Raw genomic sequence first — 15,021 nt, 5'->3', positions numbered from 1 at the left:
CGAGACCTCCGTGGGAGCGGGCTTGCCCCGCGATAAGGCCGGAACTGCCGAATCAGATCTGCAAAACCAACGCCTCCAACTGCTCCTGGCGCTCTGCCTGGTTGACCTTGCTCCCCGGGTTCAAGGTCGACCACTGCGGATGCGCCCGGGCCTTGCCCAGCGCCTCGGGCAACTTGCCTTCGCGCCAGGCCTTTTCGTCCAGGGCCCCCAGCCGAATGCTGTCCTGCGCTGCATGCCCACGCCCCTCCAGTGCCACCATCAACTGCTGCTGACGCAACGCCAGCAAGCGCAGCACCGTGTCGTCCACGGTCAGCTCGCGCTTGCCCTTGAGCTTGCCCAGCAGCCGCGAGCCATAGTTGCGCGCCGTTTGCACCGCGCCCCCGGCAATTGCCCCGGCCAAGGCCGCGGCGCCCAGCGTCAGGCCACCCACCAGCAGGTCCACCCCGGCGCCCGCCGCCGCACCGGCCGCCACCCCGCTGCCCAGGCGCACGCCCAGCAGCTTGAGGGTTTCCGGGTTGAACAAGTCATCGCCCCAGCGCCCGTCGAGCAACGGCAGGTCGCCAGCATTGGCGTCCTCGCGGCGGAATTCATACAGCTTGAGCAATGCCTCCACGCAGCGTTGCTCACGCTGGCGCACGTCCTGGCGCAGCGCCTCGACGGCGCGGGCTTCGGCGGCAGGCTCGGCCTCGACACTGCGCCGGCAGGCAGCGCAGTCCAGCAGCAGTTCGGCAATCAGCCGCTTGCCGCTGTGCCGGCGCGCCTCGCGCTGGGCCTGCTGGTCGTCGATCAGCCGTTGCAGGGCCGGGCGGGCGTCTTCCAGCAGCAGCGCCAGGCTTTCGTACAGGCGCCGTTCGCCATCCTCAGGCGGGGCCACGCTGTCGAAGCGCACCAGCGCATGCAGGCCCAGGCGTGCCAGGGCTTCGCGCCACTGTGGCTCGCGGTGCGAATCGCTGGCGACGAAGTTGAGCACTGGCAGCAACGGCTTGCCGCAACTGGCCAGCACCTCCAGTTCGTCGCGGTACTTGGCCAGCACCGGCTCGCGGGCGTCGATCACGTACAGCCCGGCATTGCTGGCCAGCAACTGGCGCAGCACCCTGGCCTCCTGCTCGAAGCGCTGGCGCGCCTCGCTACCCTGCAGAAAGCGCTCAAGCCGGGCCGGGCCATCCAGCCGCTCGCCGGGGCGCTCCAGGCGCTCCAGATAGTCGAGCAGGGCGATGGCGTCTTCCAGGCCCGGGGTGTCGTACAGCTCCAGCAGCGGCTCGCCGTCCACCGACAGCCGGGCCCCCTCGACATGCCGGGTGGTGCTGGGGCGGTGCGACACTTCGCCAAAGCCGACGTCGCGGGTGAGGGTGCGCAGCAGCGAGGTCTTGCCAACGTTGGTGTGGCCGACCACGGCCAGTTTCAGCGGCTCAGTCATGGCCATGCTCCAGCCAGGTCAAAGGCGAGGTGTCGGCGTGGGGCAGGCCGAGGCGGTCGAGGGCCTCGTGCCAGTCACCCAGGCGCGCGGCATCGATGGCCTGGCCGGGCTCGGCCTGCAGCAGCCAGATACGCGTGGCGCCGGCATTGCGCGCCAGCTCCGCCAGCAGCGCCAGGCTGCCACGGTCGGGCGAGCGGCGCGGGTCGCAGGCAATCGCCAGGCGCGCCGGCGGGAAGCGGCTGAGCTGTTCCAGCAGCTTGTTGCGCGACTCGCGGCTGTCGAGCACCCCGGCGTTGGTGATGCCATGGGGCAGGGCGGGCGGCCAGGGGCGCTGTTCGTCCAGCTCCAGGCCCACCAGCAGGGCGCCAGTGCTGGCGCTTTCCAGCTGGCCGGCGGCGAAATGCGGCAGGCTGTCGGGGGCGGCGTCCTGCACGCCAATCCGTTCGCTGCGCGGCATCAGCGCCTCACGCAGTTGCGCGTAGCCGGGCAGGCTCAGGTCCAGCGTCAGGCGCTCACGGCCCTGGCGCCAGCGCCACAGGCACAGCGCCGCCAGCACCAGGCGCGGCAGCAGGCCGTACACCAGCACCACGCCGAGCAACCAGCTGGCCCAGGCCTGGCGGGCGATATCCAGTGCCGGCAGGCTGGCGCCGCTGGCGCGGATCATTGCCTCGTCCGGCACGGCAAAACCCAGCAGCGAGGGCAGTGCGCCGAGGGCCTGGGTCAGGGTGATGAAGGGGTCGGCAGCCAGCAGCGTGGTTTCCCAGACGAAGCCATAGCGCCGCGTGGCCAGCAGCGCCAGCAACATGCCCAGGGCTGCCAACATCGCCAACAGCCACAGGCTGTGTACCAGCAAGCCCAGCAGCCAGCGGTTCAGGCGCTGGCGCTGCAGCAGCACCAGCAATGCCGGCGCCAGTTGCGCGGCCTTGGCATCGCGGGCCAGGCGTTCGCTCAGCCACAGCCACACTCGGCCCAATGCCGCGCCCTGTTCGCCTGCGAAGAAAAACCCCAGGGCCCAGCCGATCAGCAACAGCAGGTTGAGCCCCAGCAGGCTACCCAGGGCCCAGAACACATTGACCGGCCGCTGCCCGTCGCCCAGCGCCGCCAGGCCCAGGCCGGCGCCGCTGAGCACGGCGGCGATGATCAGCGCCAGCAGTGCCAGGCGCGCGCCCTGCTTCCAGTGGCGCAGGGCCTCGGCCATGCCGTCGCGTTCGGCCAGCCACAGCGCGCGGGCCTCGACGCGCGCCGCCAGGTCGCCGCCCTGCTGGCGGGCGCGGCGGTTGGCCTCCTGGTCTTCCAAGGGGCCGGCGTGTTCCTCGCGCAGGCGCACCGCTTCGGTGAGCCAGCGTTTGTCCAGTGGTGTCGGTGCAGTCACAAGGTCTTCCAGTGCACAGGTCAGGGGGCAAGCATAACCCACGTGCCCGGTGCTATCCTCGCCGCCATGACTACCTCACTCCCCCTCAGCCTGATCGCGGCGCTCGCCGAGAACCGCGTGATCGGCATCGACAATTCCATGCCCTGGCACCTGCCGGGGGACTTCAAGTACTTCAAGGCCACCACCCTGGGCAAGCCGATCATCATGGGCCGCAAGACCTGGGACTCGCTGGGCAGGCCATTGCCCGGGCGTTTGAATATCGTGGTCAGCCGCCAGGCCGGGCTGCAGTTGCAAGGGGCAGAGGTATTTGCCTCGCTGGAAGCCGCTCTGGTGCGGGCCGAGCAGTGGGCGCGCGAGCAAGGCGTCGACGAGCTGATGCTGATCGGCGGGGCGCAGCTTTATGCACAGGCGCTGGAGAAGGGGCTGGTGAGCCGTATGTACCTGACCCGGGTGGAGCTGTCGCCCGCGGGGGATGCGTGGTTCCCCGAGTTCGACAAGGCGCAGTGGACGCTGGCTTCGAGCGAGGCGCAGGCTGAGGAAGGCAAGCCTGCATATCACTTCGAGGTGTGGGACAAAATCTAGATCGCATCGCGGGGCAAGCCCGCTCCCACGGATCTGCGTGGGAGCGGGCTTGCCCCGCGATGGTTTTCAGCTGTGGCTCAGCTGCGCATGCTCATCGCCGCCCAGCACCTGCTGGTCGGTCTGCTTGAGCAACTGGCTGGTCACCACGCCCGCGGTCATCGAACCGTTCACGTTCAACGCGGTGCGGCCCATGTCGATCAGCGGCTCCACCGAAATCAGCAGCGCCACCAGCTCAACCGGCAGCCCCATGGCCGGCAGCACGATCAGCGCGGCGAAGGTCGCACCGCCGCCAACGCCGGCAACACCCGCCGAGCTCAGGGTGACGATGGCCACCAGGGTGGCGATCCACAGCGGGTCGAAGGTATTGATGCCCATTGCCGCCGCCACCATCACCGCCAGCATGGCCGGGTACAGGCCGGCGCAGCCGTTCTGGCCGATGGTGGTACCGAACGAGGCGCTGAAGCTGGCAATTGACTGCGGCACACCCAGGCGCTGGGTTTGCGCCTCGATGTTCAGCGGGATGCTGGCCGCGCTGGAGCGGCTGGTGAAGGCGAAGGTCAGCACCGGCCACACCTTGCGCAAGAAGCGCAGCGGGTTGACCCCGGTCATGGCCTGGATCACCCCGTGCACCACGAACATCAGGCCCAGGCCGATGTACGACACCAGCACGAAGCTGCCCAGCTTGAGGATGTCTTCAAGGTTGGAGCTGGCCACCACCTTGGTCATCAGCGCCAGTACGCCGTAGGGGGTGAGCTTCATCACCAGGCGCACCAGGCGCATCACCCAGGCTTGCAGCACGTCGATGGCCGACAGCGCACGCTCGCCCTTGTCCTTGTCATCCTTGAGCAACTGCAACGCGGCCAGGCCCAGGAACACCGCGAAAATCACCACGCTGATGATCGAGGTCGGCTTGGCCCGGGCCAGGTCGCCCACCGGGTTGCTCGGGATGAACGACAGCAGCAGCTGCGGGATGTTGAGGTCGGCAACCTTGCCTGCGTAGTCGCTGTGAATGGCCTGCAGGCGTGCGCTTTCCTGCGCGCCGGCCACCAGGCCCTCGGCGCTCAGGCCGAACAGGTTGCTCAGCACAATGCCCAGCAGCGCGGCGATGGCGGTGGTCAGCAGCAGCGTGCCGATGCTCAGCACGCTGATGCGGCCCAGGCTCGATGCGTTGTGCAGGCGGGCCACGGCGCTGAGGATCGAGGCGAAGATCAGCGGCATGACGATCATCTGCAGCAGGCCGACGTAGCCGTTGCCGACCAGGTCGAGCCAGCCGATGGTGGCCTTGAGTACCGGGTGGCCGGCACCATAGATGCTGTGCAGCACCAGGCCGAAGCCGACGCCCAGGGCCAGGCCCAGCAGCACTTTCTTGGCCAGGCTCCAGTGGGTGCGGCCGGTTTGCGACAGGCCCAGCAACAGCGCCAGAAACGCCAGCAGGTTTAGAAACAGGGGCAGGTTCATTGCAGCTCCAGAATTCAAAAAAGGCATCGCTTCTGTGAGCGATTGCGAACGCAAATGCTAACAGCCTGAAAACAAACGAATTTATACCCAAAAGTAATGGGCATAGTCGTTTTTGGCATAACGCGATGTCGCTATTGAATATGCCGGGGGCGCTGAGGGCTTTTTCAGCGTCGGTCACAAGCGACCGTTTGTCACCAAAGGCGTCTAGGGTTGAACGGCCACGTCTTTGGAGAATTGCCCATGAAGTCTGTTCCAAGCCTCGTTGCCGGCGGCCTGGCCCTGTTGCTGAGTGCCAGCAGCTGGGCGGCCACCGAGCTCAAGCACTGGCCGGCCGAAGCCGCCAGGCAGTTGGACGCGATGATTGCCGCCAATGCCAACAAGGGCAACTACGCGGTGTTCGACATGGACAACACCAGCTATCGCTACGACCTCGAAGAAGCGCTGCTGCCGTTCATGGAGAACAAGGGCCTGCTGAGCCGCGACAAGCTCGACCCTTCGCTCAAGCTGATCCCGTTCAAGGACACCGCCGGGCACAAGGAAAGCCTGTTCAGCTACTACTACCGCCTGTGCGAACTCGACGACATGGTCTGCTACCCCTGGGTGGCCCAGGTGTTCTCGGGCTTCACCCTCAAGGAGTTGAAGGTGCAGGTGGACGAGCTGATGGCCTCGGGCAAGCCGGTGCCGGCCACCTACTTCGAGGGTGACCAGCTCAAGAGCACCGAGGTGCAGCCGCCGAAGGTCTTCGCAGGCCAGGCCGAGCTGTACAACAAGCTGATGGAGAACGGCATCGAGGTGTACGTGATCTCCGCCGCCTCCGAGGAGCTGGTGCGCATGGTCGCCTCTGACCCCAAGTACGGCTACAACGTCAAACCACAGAACGTGATCGGCGTCAGCCTGCTGCTCAAGGACCGCCAGAGCGGCCAGCTGACCACCGCGCGCAAGCAGATCAGCGCCGGGCACTATGACGCCAAGGCCAACGAAAACCTCGAGCTGACCCCCTACCTGTGGACCCCGGCCACCTGGATGGCCGGCAAGCAGGCGGCCATCCTCACCTACATCGATGAATGGAAGAAGCCGGTGCTGGTGGGCGGCGACACGCCTACCAGTGATGGCTACATGCAGTTCCATGGTGTGGATGTGAACAAGGGCGGCATCCACCTGTGGATAAACCGCAAGGCCAAGTACATTGACCAGTTGAACGGGATGATCAGCAAAAATGCCGCGGCCCAGGCCAGGGAAGGGTTGCCGGTGACGGCGGACAAGAACTGGGTGGTCGTGACGCCGGAGCAGATTCAGTAAACCTGTATCGGCCTCTTCGCGGGTAAACCCGCTCCCACAGGATTGTCACTGCCTTCAAGGGTTGTGCGGTACCTGTGGGAGCGGGTTTACCCGCGAAAGGGCCCGGACAGGCTGCAAAAAAAACCGGCGCACCAGGCGCCGGTTTTTATCCACTCAAAGCCTCACAGCCCTTCGAGCATCGCCTTGTTACGCACCGCACCCTTGTCGGCACTGGTGGCCAGCAGGGCGTAGGCCTTCAGCGCAGTGGTCACCTTGCGTGGGCGTACTTCGGCCGGCTTCCAGCCCTTCTTGTCCTGTTCGACGCGGCGCGCTGCCAGCTCCTCGTCGCTGACCAGCAGGTTGATCGAACGGTTGGGGATGTCGATCAGTACCTTGTCGCCGTCCTGCACCAGGCCGATGGCGCCGCCTGCGGCGGCTTCCGGCGAGGCGTGGCCGATGGACAGGCCCGAGGTGCCGCCCGAGAAACGGCCGTCGGTGAGCAGGGCGCACGCCTTGCCCAGGCCCTTGGACTTCAGGTACGAGGTCGGGTAGAGCATCTCTTGCATGCCCGGGCCGCCTTTCGGGCCTTCGTAGCGAATGATCACGATGTCACCGGCCTTCACTTCATCGGCGAGGATGCCGCGCACGGCGCTGTCCTGGCTCTCGAAGATCTTCGCGGTGCCCTCGAACACATGGATCGACTCGTCCACGCCGGCGGTCTTCACCACGCAGCCATCCAGCGCGATGTTGCCGTACAGCACGGCCAGGCCGCCTTCTTGCGAGTAGGCGTGCTCGAAGCTGCGGATGCAGCCGTTTTCGCGGTCGTCGTCGAGGGTTTCCCAACGGGTCGACTGGCTGAACGCGGTTTGCGTCGGGATGCCGGCCGGGCCTGCCTTGAAGAAGGTGTGCACGGCTTCATCATCGGTCTGGGTGATGTCCCACTTGGCGATGGCCTCCTCCATGCTGCGGCTGTGCACGGTCGGCAGGTCGGTGTGCAGCAGGCCGCCACGGGCCAGCGAGCCGAGGATGCTGAAAATGCCGCCAGCGCGGTGCACATCCTCCATGTGGTACTTCTGGATGTTCGGCGCCACCTTGCACAGCTGCGGCACTTTGCGCGACAGGCGGTCGATGTCACGCAGGTCGAACGCCACCTCGCCTTCCTGGGCCGCGGCCAGCAGGTGCAGGATGGTGTTGGTCGAGCCGCCCATGGCGATGTCCAGCATCATTGCGTTCTCGAACGCCTTGAAGTTGGCGATGCTGCGCGGCAGCACCGACTCGTCGTTTTCCTGGTAGTAACGTTTGCACAGCTCCACGATGGTACGCCCGGCGGTGAGGAACAGCTGCTCGCGGTCGGAGTGGGTGGCCAGGGTCGAACCGTTGCCCGGCAGGGCCAGGCCCAGCGCTTCGGTCAGGCAGTTCATCGAGTTGGCGGTGAACATGCCGGAGCACGAACCGCAGGTCGGGCAGGCGCTGCGCTCGTACTCGGCGACTTTCTCGTCACTGGCGCTGGTGTCGGCGGCGATCACCATGGCATCGACCAGGTCCAGGCCGTGGCTGGCCAGCTTGGTCTTGCCGGCTTCCATCGGGCCGCCGGAGACGAAGATCACCGGAATGTTCAGGCGCAGGGCAGCCATCAGCATGCCGGGGGTGATCTTGTCGCAGTTGGAGATGCACACGATGGCGTCGGCGCAGTGGGCATTGACCATGTACTCGACGGCGTCGGCGATGATCTCGCGGCTGGGCAGCGAGTACAGCATGCCGTCGTGGCCCATGGCGATGCCGTCATCCACGGCGATGGTGTTGAATTCCTTGGCCACGCCACCGGCGCGTTCGATCTCGCGGGCGACCAGTTGGCCCAGGTCCTTCAGGTGCACGTGGCCCGGGACGAACTGGGTGAACGAGTTGGCGATGGCGATGATCGGCTTTTTGAAGTCTTCGTCCTTCATCCCGGTGGCGCGCCACAGGGCACGGGCGCCGGCCATGTTGCGGCCGTGGGTGGAGGTCTTGGAACGATAATCAGGCATTGGCTGCTCCGGGCGGCTTAATCAGGTCACTAGTAGGAGAGTGAGCTTCTCTTGTCCTGAAACGCCGTGGCCGGTTGCCAGCGGCAAGGATGGGGGCCGATGTCCGCGCGGGATCGCCGCAGGCTCGACCAGAGCTCATAAACCCGCCGGGGATGACTGGCGATGAATAGGCCGATTCTACACCGCTGGGGCGCAGAGGGAATGGTCAAGCGCAAGCGAGCCGAGAATCGGTCATGCCTGCGCAAGCTTCCCGGGCAGGCAGGGTAACTATCTAACGCCTTGCGGCTCGCCAGCCGCCTAGGGTGGCCGTAGTTCCCGTTGTCCAGGAGGACACCCCATGCAACTGCTCCACCCTGTGCTCGGCATGCTCGGGCTTTTCTACGCGCTTGCCAGCCCGGCTTTCGCCCACTCTGACGATGCCTATTCCCACGACGCCAAGGATGCGTTCACCGACAAGAGCGCCTGGATGAGTGCAATTCGCGACAACGTGCGGTTGAGCGAGCTGGCCCTTGCCGGCACCCATGATTCGGCCACTTTCGATACCAGTGTGTTTCCAATCGTCGACGACATCGTGCGCACCCAGACACTCAATTTCGATGAGCAGCTCAAATATGGCATCCGCGTGCTTGACCTGCGCATCCGACGTACGGGCGACGCGTTCGCGCTGCACCATGGCCCGGTTTATCTGGACAAGATGTTCGGCAACGCACTGCAGTCGATTGAGCGCTTTCTCAAGGCGAACCCCAGCGAAACCGTGCTGTTTCGCATCAAGGAAGAGCACACCGCCGCCAGCGACGCGACCATAGCCTGGCGCAGGTCTTCAACCGTTACATGGAGCAGTTCTCGGGCGTGTTCCTCAAGTCGCCCGCAAGCGACGTCACACTCGGCCAGGCGCGCGGGAAGTTCGTGCTGCTGTCCAATATCGCCGAACTCAACACCCTGGGGCTGAACTATTCACGCTTCGATATCCAGGACGACTCGACCCTTAAAACCAACTGGGACCTGCACGAAAAGTACCTCAAAGTCCGGCGTCATCTGCACCGCGCCGCGGGGGGCGACCCAGGTACGTTCTATGTGAACTACCTGTCCGGCAGTGTCGGGTCATTTCCTTATTTTGTCGCCAGCGGGCATGTCAGCTCCGCAACGGATGCGGCCCGGCTGTCCACCGGGCTGCTGGCCCTGGGTGATGTCGACTGGTACCCGTTCTTTCCACGGACAACTTGCCTGGTGCGGGTCTGCTCGATTTCCTTCGAGGGCACCAACACCCTTGCCCGCGACGATATCAAGGACCTGAACGGCCCTGCACCGCTTCAACGGACCGTAGGCATCATCATGGCGGACTTTCCCGGTGAGTCGTTGATCGCCAACATCATCGCCAACAACCATCACCCCACCCATGATCTTGGGCGTTGAACGGGCGCACGGCACAGCCGGCTCCTACAGGTCCAGCGCAGGGTTCAGGCGCGGCGCAATCCTGTAAGCGGCTTTAGCCGCGAACACCGGCGAAGCCGGTGCCATCTGGCGCGGTGCCTGCTTCGCGGCTAAGGCAGCACAGGGGCCGCAGAGTGGCCCCTGTGCTGCCGATCAGCTGTTGGGCAGCAGGCGGCAGGTGATGCTCTTGATGTAGCGGGTTTCGCTGATGGCCGGGTGCACCGGGTGGTCCGGGCCCTGGCCGCCGCGCTCGAGCAGCTGCAGGTTGCGGTCCAGGTGGCGGGCGCTGGTCAGCAGGATGTTGTGCAGGTCATCCTCGGGCAGGTGCATCGAGCACGAGGCGCTGACCAGGATGCCGTCCTTGCTCAGCATGCGCATGGCCTGTTCGTTGAGGCGGCGGTACGCGGCCTCGCCGTTTTTCAGGTCTTTTTTGCGCTTGATGAAGGCGGGCGGGTCGGCAACGATCACGTCAAAGCGCTCTTCGGCGGCTTTGAGCTCGCGCAGGGCCTCGAACACATCACCTTCGATGCAGGTCAGCTTGTCGCCGATGCCGTTCAGCTGGGCGTTACGCTCGACGCCGTCCAGGGCAAAGCCCGAGGCATCCACGCAGAACACTTCGCTGGCGCCGAACGCGCCGGCCTGCACGCCCCAGCCACCGATGTAGCTGAACAGGTCCAGCACCCGCTTGCCTTTCACGTAGGGTGCCAGGCGCGCACGGTTCATGCGGTGGTCGTAGAACCAGCCGGTCTTCTGCCCTTCACGCACCGGGGCTTCGAACTTCACGCCGTTCTCTTCCAGGGCGACCCAGTCCGGTACTTCGCCGTAGACGGTTTCTACGTAACGCTCCAGGCCTTCGGCGTCACGCGCGGCGGAGTCGTTCTTGAACAGGATGCCGCTGGGCTTGAGTACCTGCACCAGGGCGGCGATCACGTCATGCTTGTGCGCTTCCATGGTGGCCGAGGCCAGCTGTACCACCAGAATGTCGAAGAAGCGGTCAACGACCAGGCCCGGCAGCAGGTCGGAATCGCCGTACACCAGGCGGTAGCACGGCTTGTCGAACAGGCGCTCGCGCAGCGACAGGGCCACGTTCAGGCGGTGCACCAGCAGCGACTTGTCCAGCGCCAGCTTGATGTCGCGCGACAAAAGGCGTGCGCAGATCAGGTTGTTCGGGCTCAGGGCCACAACGCCCAGGGGCTTGCCGTTGGCCGCTTCGAGGATGGCCTGCTGGCCGGCCTTCAGGCCCTGCAGCGGGGTCGCGGCAACGTCGACTTCATTGCTGTAGACCCACAGGTGGCCGGCGCGCAGGCGGCGGTCGGCGTTGGCTTTGAGGCGAAGGCTGGGCAGGGACATGACGTCGCTCCGGGAAAAAAGAGCGGGAGTATAGCCTGTTGGCCCCACCTTCGGCGCGCATGCGCGACCAAGTGGGGGTTGGGTGGTCGGCTCTAAAGAAAAAACTGGAACGAACGATCCACTGATTGGTGCCCTGGCGGACTGCAGGGTTAGAATTCGCCCGTCCCCATGGAGTAAGTGCTCATGTCCCAGGAACTCACCGCCGAACAGATCCAGCAGGCCCTGCAAGGCATCACCATCCCGCCGCAGCCGCAGATCATGGTCGATCTGCAGTTCGAGCAGTACATGCCCGACCCGGACCTGGAGACCATCGCCAAGCTGATCTCGCAAGACCCAGGCCTTGCCGGTGCGCTGCTCAAGCTGGTCAACTCGTCGCAGTTCGGCCTTTCCAACAAGATCGGCTCGATCCAGCGCGCGGTGAACCTGCTGGGTAGCCGCTCGATCATCAACCTGATCAACGCCCAGTCGATCCGTGGCGAGATGAGCGACGAGACCATCGTCACCCTCAACCGCTTCTGGGACACCGCCCAGGACGTGGCCATGACCTGCCTGACCCTGGCCAAGCGCACCGGCATCCAGGCTGTGGACGAGGCTTACACCCTGGGCCTGTTCCACGACTGCGGCGTGCCACTGATGCACAAGCGCTTCCCCAACTACATGGAAGTGCTGGAGCAGTCCTACGCCGCTGCCAGTGAAGAAGTGCGCGTGGTCGACACCGAAAACCGCGCCTTCAACACCAACCACTCGGTGGTCGGTTACTTCACCGCCAAGTCCTGGCGCCTGCCGGAGCACATCAGCGCGGCCATCGCCAACCACCACAACGCCCTGGCGGTGTTCCGCGACGAGTCCTCGCGCAACACCCAGACCCAGCTGAAAAACCTGCTGGCGGTGCTGAAGATGGCCGAGCACATCTGCGCCTCGTACCGGGTGCTGGGCAACCAGAGCGTGGACCACGAGTGGAACGTGGTGGGCCCGCTGGTGCTCGACTACATCGGCCTGACCGAGTACGACTTCGAGCAGCTCAAGCAGAACATCCGCGAACTGGGCGGGCACTGACCGATGCCGGAATTGCCAGAGGTCGAGACCACCCGCCGGGGCATCGCCCCGCACCTGGAAGGCCAGCGCGTCAGCCGCGTGGTGGTGCGCGACCGGCGCCTGCGCTGGCCGATCCCCGAAGACCTCGACGTGCGTTTGTCGGGGCAGCGCATCGTCAGCGTCGAGCGGCGCGCCAAGTACCTGCTGATCAATGCCGAGGTGGGCACGCTGATCAGCCACCTGGGCATGTCGGGCAATTTGCGCCTGGTCGAGCTGGGCTTGCCGGCGGGCAAGCACGAGCATGTGGACATCGAGCTTGAGTCGGGGCTGATGCTGCGCTACACCGACCCACGACGCTTCGGCGCCATGCTCTGGAGCCTCGATGCGCTCAACCACGAGCTGCTGCTGCGCCTGGGGCCGGAGCCTTTGACCGACCTGTTCGACGGCGAGCGTTTGTTCCAGCTGTCCCGCGGGCGGGCGATGGCGGTCAAGCCGTTCATCATGGACAACGCCGTAGTGGTGGGGGTGGGCAACATCTACGCCACCGAGGCGCTGTTTGCTGCCGGCATCGACCCACGGCGCCCGGCGGGTGGCATTTCCCGGGCGCGGTACCTGAAGCTTGCGATCGAAATCAAGCGGGTGCTGGCCGCAGCCATCGAGCAGGGCGGCACCACGTTGCGTGATTTTATCGGCGGGGACGGGCAGCCGGGGTATTTCCAGCAGACGCTGTTCGCGTACGGGCGTGGCGGCCAGCCGTGCAAGGTGTGCGGCACCGAGCTGCGCACGGTGACCCTGGGCCAGCGCGCCAGCGCATTCTGCCCGCGCTGCCAGCGCTGAACTGCATTTAACAGGTACGGCACTGGGGCTGGCCTTAGCGCAATCCTGTAGGAGATCACCCAGCCCTTTTGCGCTGCGCTGTCGCGCCGAGCACTGGGCACGAGCCCGCCGCGGACCCTGTGGGAGCGGGCTTGCCCGCGAACACCGGCGAAGCCGGTGCCATACACCGCGTCGCCTGTTTCGCGGGCAAGCCCGCTCCCACAGGTACGGCGCTGTAGCCAGGTTTTGCACAATTCTGTAGGAGCGGGTTTACCGGAGTGCCGGACCACCACGAACACCGGTAGAGCCGGTGCCATCCACCGCGCCTTACTTCTTGAACACCTTGTCCACCCGCTCGCTGATCTCGGTCTTGTCCCCTTGCCCCGAGATCTTGGCCTCCGGCCCGCCGCCAAGGTTCAAATCGAGCTGCCCGCCGGTGTTGATGATGCCGTTCTCGCCGGCATGGATATTGAAATTCTTGCAGCTGATGTTGATGTTGCCGTCGGCCAGCAGCTCGATCACGCTCTCGCCGCACACCAGGCGGATCTTGTCGCCGGCGTCCATCACGTAGTTGGCGCCGACGCTGTCGCGCTTGTTGCCGCCCACCTGCAGGGTGTCGTGCTGGCGCACCGAGCGGATGCGGTCCTGGCCGATGGTGGCGACTTCCACCAGGCCCACGGTCTTGATCCGGCTGATGCCCACCGACAGCGTCTGGTTTTGCTCCACCACGCTGTCCATGTTGCGTTCGGCATGCACGTACAACTGCTCGGCGCCCTTCTTGTCCTCCATGCGGATTTCATTGAAGTTGGCCGGCGTGCCGCCCTTGCTCGAACGGCTCTTCATGCCGCTTTGTGTGGCGCTGCCGGGCAGGTCGTAGGGCACCGTCTGCTCGGCGTTGTACACCCGCCCGGTGATGATCGGCCGATCGGGGTCGCCTTCGAGGAAGCTGACGATCACCTCCTGGCCGATGCGCGGCACCTGGATCGAACCCCAGTTCTTGCCTGCGGTAGCCTGGGACACGCGAATCCAGCACGAGCTGTTCTCGTTGGACTGGTCATGCCGGTCCCAGTGGAAGTGCACCTTCACCCGGCCATACTGGTCGGTCCAGATTTCCTCGCCGGCCGGGCCCACCACCACGGCGGTCTGCGGCCCTTTGACGATCGGGCGCAGGGTGCTGCTGACCGGGCGGTAGCTCTGCTGTGCGTCGAGGCAGCTGAGGTTGCTCTCGAATTGCGCCGCGCCGCTGCCGCCGCCGCTTTCCAGGCGCTCCTGATGCACGTAGTAGCGGGCAGCGACGATCAGGTATTCGCGGTTCTGGTCCTGGCGGGTAAAGCCTTCGAGGCTGAACAGGTGGCCGCTGCCCAGGCCCCGGGCGTTGCCGCGCAGTTCGATGCGCTCGTGCAGGCTTTGCAGCGACTCGAGCCGGGTGCGCGCGTAGTGCTCGCCGTCCTGGGTCTGCTCGTAGGCGCCGGGGTAGTCGTACAGCGGGTAGTCGCCAGCCTGGTGCGGGCGCGGCATGGCCGAGCGCACGTCGATGCGCGCGCTGGGGCGCTGGAAGTCGTAGTCGTTGAGCTCCATCGACCCCGGCTGCACCTCCTGGGCCAGGTGCCAGTCGTTGATATGGTCGCGCTCGCGGTGCTGGCCGTCAGGCGGGTAGTAGGGCACGCTCTCGTACCCCGGGGCCTTCTGGTGCGCACCATAGGCGTCGGCCAGCACCAGCACGTGGCGCTCCTGCTCGTGGCGGAAGAAGTAATAGATGCCTTCTTCTTCCATCAACCGGCTGACGAAGTCGAAGCTGGTTTCGCGGTACTGCACGCAGTACTCGCGTTCGCGGTAGTTGCGGCTCAGGGCGTCCTCGAAGTCCGAGAAGCCCAGGTCGCGGAATACCTGCTTGATGATCTGCGGCACGCTCTGGTGCTGGAAGATCCGGCAGTCGCTGGTGCGGCTGAGCAGCCACAGCCACGGGCGCAGGGTTACCCGGTAGGCGGCGAACTGGCCCTGGTCCACCGACTGGCTGCAACGGGCGACGATGCCATGAAAGTGCCGCGAACTGCCCACACCCATCTGCACGCTCAGGCTCATGGGCTTGCCCAGCAGCTGGTTGAGGTCGATGTTAGGGTCGTCGCTGGTCAGCTGCAGCTCGTAGTCGAACAGGCGGCCGAGCTCTTCGCTGCCGCCCATTTCGGCCAAAATCAGCTTGTCCGGCCCCAGCGGGCTGTTGATCTGCGCCAGGCGCGTGAACTGCTTGAACAGCATCG

The 15,021-nt window shown here is 65.5% G+C and carries 12 protein-coding genes; 6 read left to right on the top strand and 6 right to left on the bottom strand.

Annotated features, from left to right (window positions below; translation table 11 throughout):
• Nucleotides 1–52: 52 nt before the first annotated feature.
• A complete protein-coding gene (locus tag KSS93_RS00645; protein WP_217886740.1) occupies nucleotides 53–1,417 on the bottom strand; it encodes a GTPase/DUF3482 domain-containing protein in 1,365 nt (454 codons plus the stop codon).
• Entirely contained in the window at nucleotides 1,410–2,801 is a 1,392-nt protein-coding gene (locus KSS93_RS00640) for a DUF2868 domain-containing protein (RefSeq protein ID WP_217888658.1), read from the bottom strand. The genes KSS93_RS00645 and KSS93_RS00640 overlap by 8 nt, the downstream gene beginning before the upstream one ends.
• A 54-nt stretch (nucleotides 2,802–2,855) precedes the next feature.
• Between KSS93_RS00640 and KSS93_RS00635 the strand changes: the two genes are divergently transcribed.
• Entirely contained in the window at nucleotides 2,856–3,371 is a 516-nt protein-coding gene (locus KSS93_RS00635) for a dihydrofolate reductase (protein WP_217886739.1), read from the top strand.
• A gap of 66 nt (nucleotides 3,372–3,437) precedes the next feature.
• Here the strand turns inward: KSS93_RS00635 and KSS93_RS00630 are convergent, their stop codons facing one another.
• Complete coding sequence (locus tag KSS93_RS00630) at nucleotides 3,438–4,829, bottom strand: L-cystine transporter (RefSeq protein ID WP_217886738.1); 1,392 nt, start codon at nucleotides 4,827–4,829, stop codon at nucleotides 3,438–3,440.
• A 240-nt stretch (nucleotides 4,830–5,069) separates the two neighbouring features.
• Between KSS93_RS00630 and KSS93_RS00625 the strand changes: the two genes are divergently transcribed.
• Nucleotides 5,070–6,128: an HAD family hydrolase gene (locus tag KSS93_RS00625; RefSeq protein WP_225917282.1), complete on the top strand. Its 1,059-nt coding sequence runs from the start codon at nucleotides 5,070–5,072 to the stop codon at nucleotides 6,126–6,128.
• A 161-nt stretch (nucleotides 6,129–6,289) separates the two neighbouring features.
• On the opposite strand, the gene ilvD is transcribed toward KSS93_RS00625, so the two are convergent.
• Nucleotides 6,290–8,131, bottom strand: coding sequence for a dihydroxy-acid dehydratase (gene ilvD, locus KSS93_RS00620; protein WP_217886737.1), 1,842 nt, complete (start codon nucleotides 8,129–8,131; stop codon nucleotides 6,290–6,292).
• 337 nt (nucleotides 8,132–8,468) lie between these two features.
• Between ilvD and KSS93_RS26420 the strand changes: the two genes are divergently transcribed.
• Together KSS93_RS26420 and KSS93_RS26415 are read left to right on the top strand one after the other, a co-directional pair.
• On the top strand, nucleotides 8,469–9,080 hold the full coding sequence (locus KSS93_RS26420; RefSeq protein WP_225917281.1) for a phosphatidylinositol-specific phospholipase C domain-containing protein: 612 nt from the start codon (nucleotides 8,469–8,471) through the stop codon (nucleotides 9,078–9,080).
• Nucleotides 9,038–9,544, top strand: a complete 507-nt coding sequence (locus KSS93_RS26415) for a PI-PLC domain-containing protein (protein ID WP_225917279.1) — start codon at nucleotides 9,038–9,040, stop codon at nucleotides 9,542–9,544. Before KSS93_RS26420 ends, KSS93_RS26415 begins: the two co-directional genes overlap by 43 nt.
• 171 nt (nucleotides 9,545–9,715) lie before the next feature.
• Here the strand turns inward: KSS93_RS26415 and KSS93_RS00610 are convergent, their stop codons facing one another.
• Nucleotides 9,716–10,912, bottom strand: a complete 1,197-nt coding sequence (locus KSS93_RS00610) for a class I SAM-dependent rRNA methyltransferase (protein WP_217886736.1) — start codon at nucleotides 10,910–10,912, stop codon at nucleotides 9,716–9,718.
• Between the two features lie 237 nt (nucleotides 10,913–11,149).
• Between KSS93_RS00610 and KSS93_RS00605 the strand changes: the two genes are divergently transcribed.
• The gene (locus KSS93_RS00605; RefSeq protein WP_217888656.1) at nucleotides 11,150–11,968 is read left to right on the top strand and encodes an HDOD domain-containing protein; all 819 of its coding nucleotides are present in this window, start codon (nucleotides 11,150–11,152) and stop codon (nucleotides 11,966–11,968) included.
• Nucleotides 11,969–11,971: 3 nt separating this feature from the next.
• On the top strand, nucleotides 11,972–12,784 hold the full coding sequence (gene mutM, locus KSS93_RS00600) for a bifunctional DNA-formamidopyrimidine glycosylase/DNA-(apurinic or apyrimidinic site) lyase (RefSeq protein WP_217886735.1): 813 nt from the start codon (nucleotides 11,972–11,974) through the stop codon (nucleotides 12,782–12,784).
• A 306-nt stretch (nucleotides 12,785–13,090) separates the two neighbouring features.
• Here mutM and KSS93_RS00595 read toward each other — a convergent pair whose 3' ends face one another.
• Nucleotides 13,091–15,019 carry a type VI secretion system Vgr family protein gene (locus tag KSS93_RS00595; RefSeq protein ID WP_217886734.1) on the bottom strand — a complete coding sequence of 643 codons (1,929 nt, stop codon included), beginning with the start codon at nucleotides 15,017–15,019 and terminating at the stop codon, nucleotides 13,091–13,093.
• Between the last annotated feature and the right edge of the window lie 2 nt (nucleotides 15,020–15,021).

It is taken from the genome of Pseudomonas xanthosomatis, from assembly GCF_019139835.1.
GTDB classification, from domain to species: Bacteria; Pseudomonadota; Gammaproteobacteria; order Pseudomonadales; family Pseudomonadaceae; genus Aquipseudomonas; species Aquipseudomonas fakonensis.
Note: the sequence above shows the minus strand (reverse complement) of the source record. Positions and strands in the feature narration are given on the sequence as shown.

Excerpts from the sequence above, each read along its gene's own strand:
- KSS93_RS00645 (WP_217886740.1), bottom strand. The coding sequence starts at position 1,417 with ATGACTGAGCCGCTGAAACTGGCCGTGGTCGGCCACACCAACGTTGGC.
- KSS93_RS00635 (WP_217886739.1), top strand. The coding sequence starts at position 2,856 with ATGACTACCTCACTCCCCCTCAGCCTGATCGCGGCGCTCGCCGAGAAC.
- KSS93_RS00630 (WP_217886738.1), bottom strand. The coding sequence starts at position 4,829 with ATGAACCTGCCCCTGTTTCTAAACCTGCTGGCGTTTCTGGCGCTGTTG.
- KSS93_RS00625 (WP_225917282.1), top strand. The coding sequence starts at position 5,070 with ATGAAGTCTGTTCCAAGCCTCGTTGCCGGCGGCCTGGCCCTGTTGCTG.
- ilvD (WP_217886737.1), bottom strand. The coding sequence starts at position 8,131 with ATGCCTGATTATCGTTCCAAGACCTCCACCCACGGCCGCAACATGGCC.
- KSS93_RS26420 (WP_225917281.1), top strand. The coding sequence starts at position 8,469 with ATGCAACTGCTCCACCCTGTGCTCGGCATGCTCGGGCTTTTCTACGCG.
- KSS93_RS00610 (WP_217886736.1), bottom strand. The coding sequence starts at position 10,912 with ATGTCCCTGCCCAGCCTTCGCCTCAAAGCCAACGCCGACCGCCGCCTG.
- mutM (WP_217886735.1), top strand. The coding sequence starts at position 11,972 with ATGCCGGAATTGCCAGAGGTCGAGACCACCCGCCGGGGCATCGCCCCG.
- KSS93_RS00595 (WP_217886734.1), bottom strand. The coding sequence starts at position 15,019 with ATGCTGTTCAAGCAGTTCACGCGCCTGGCGCAGATCAACAGCCCGCTG.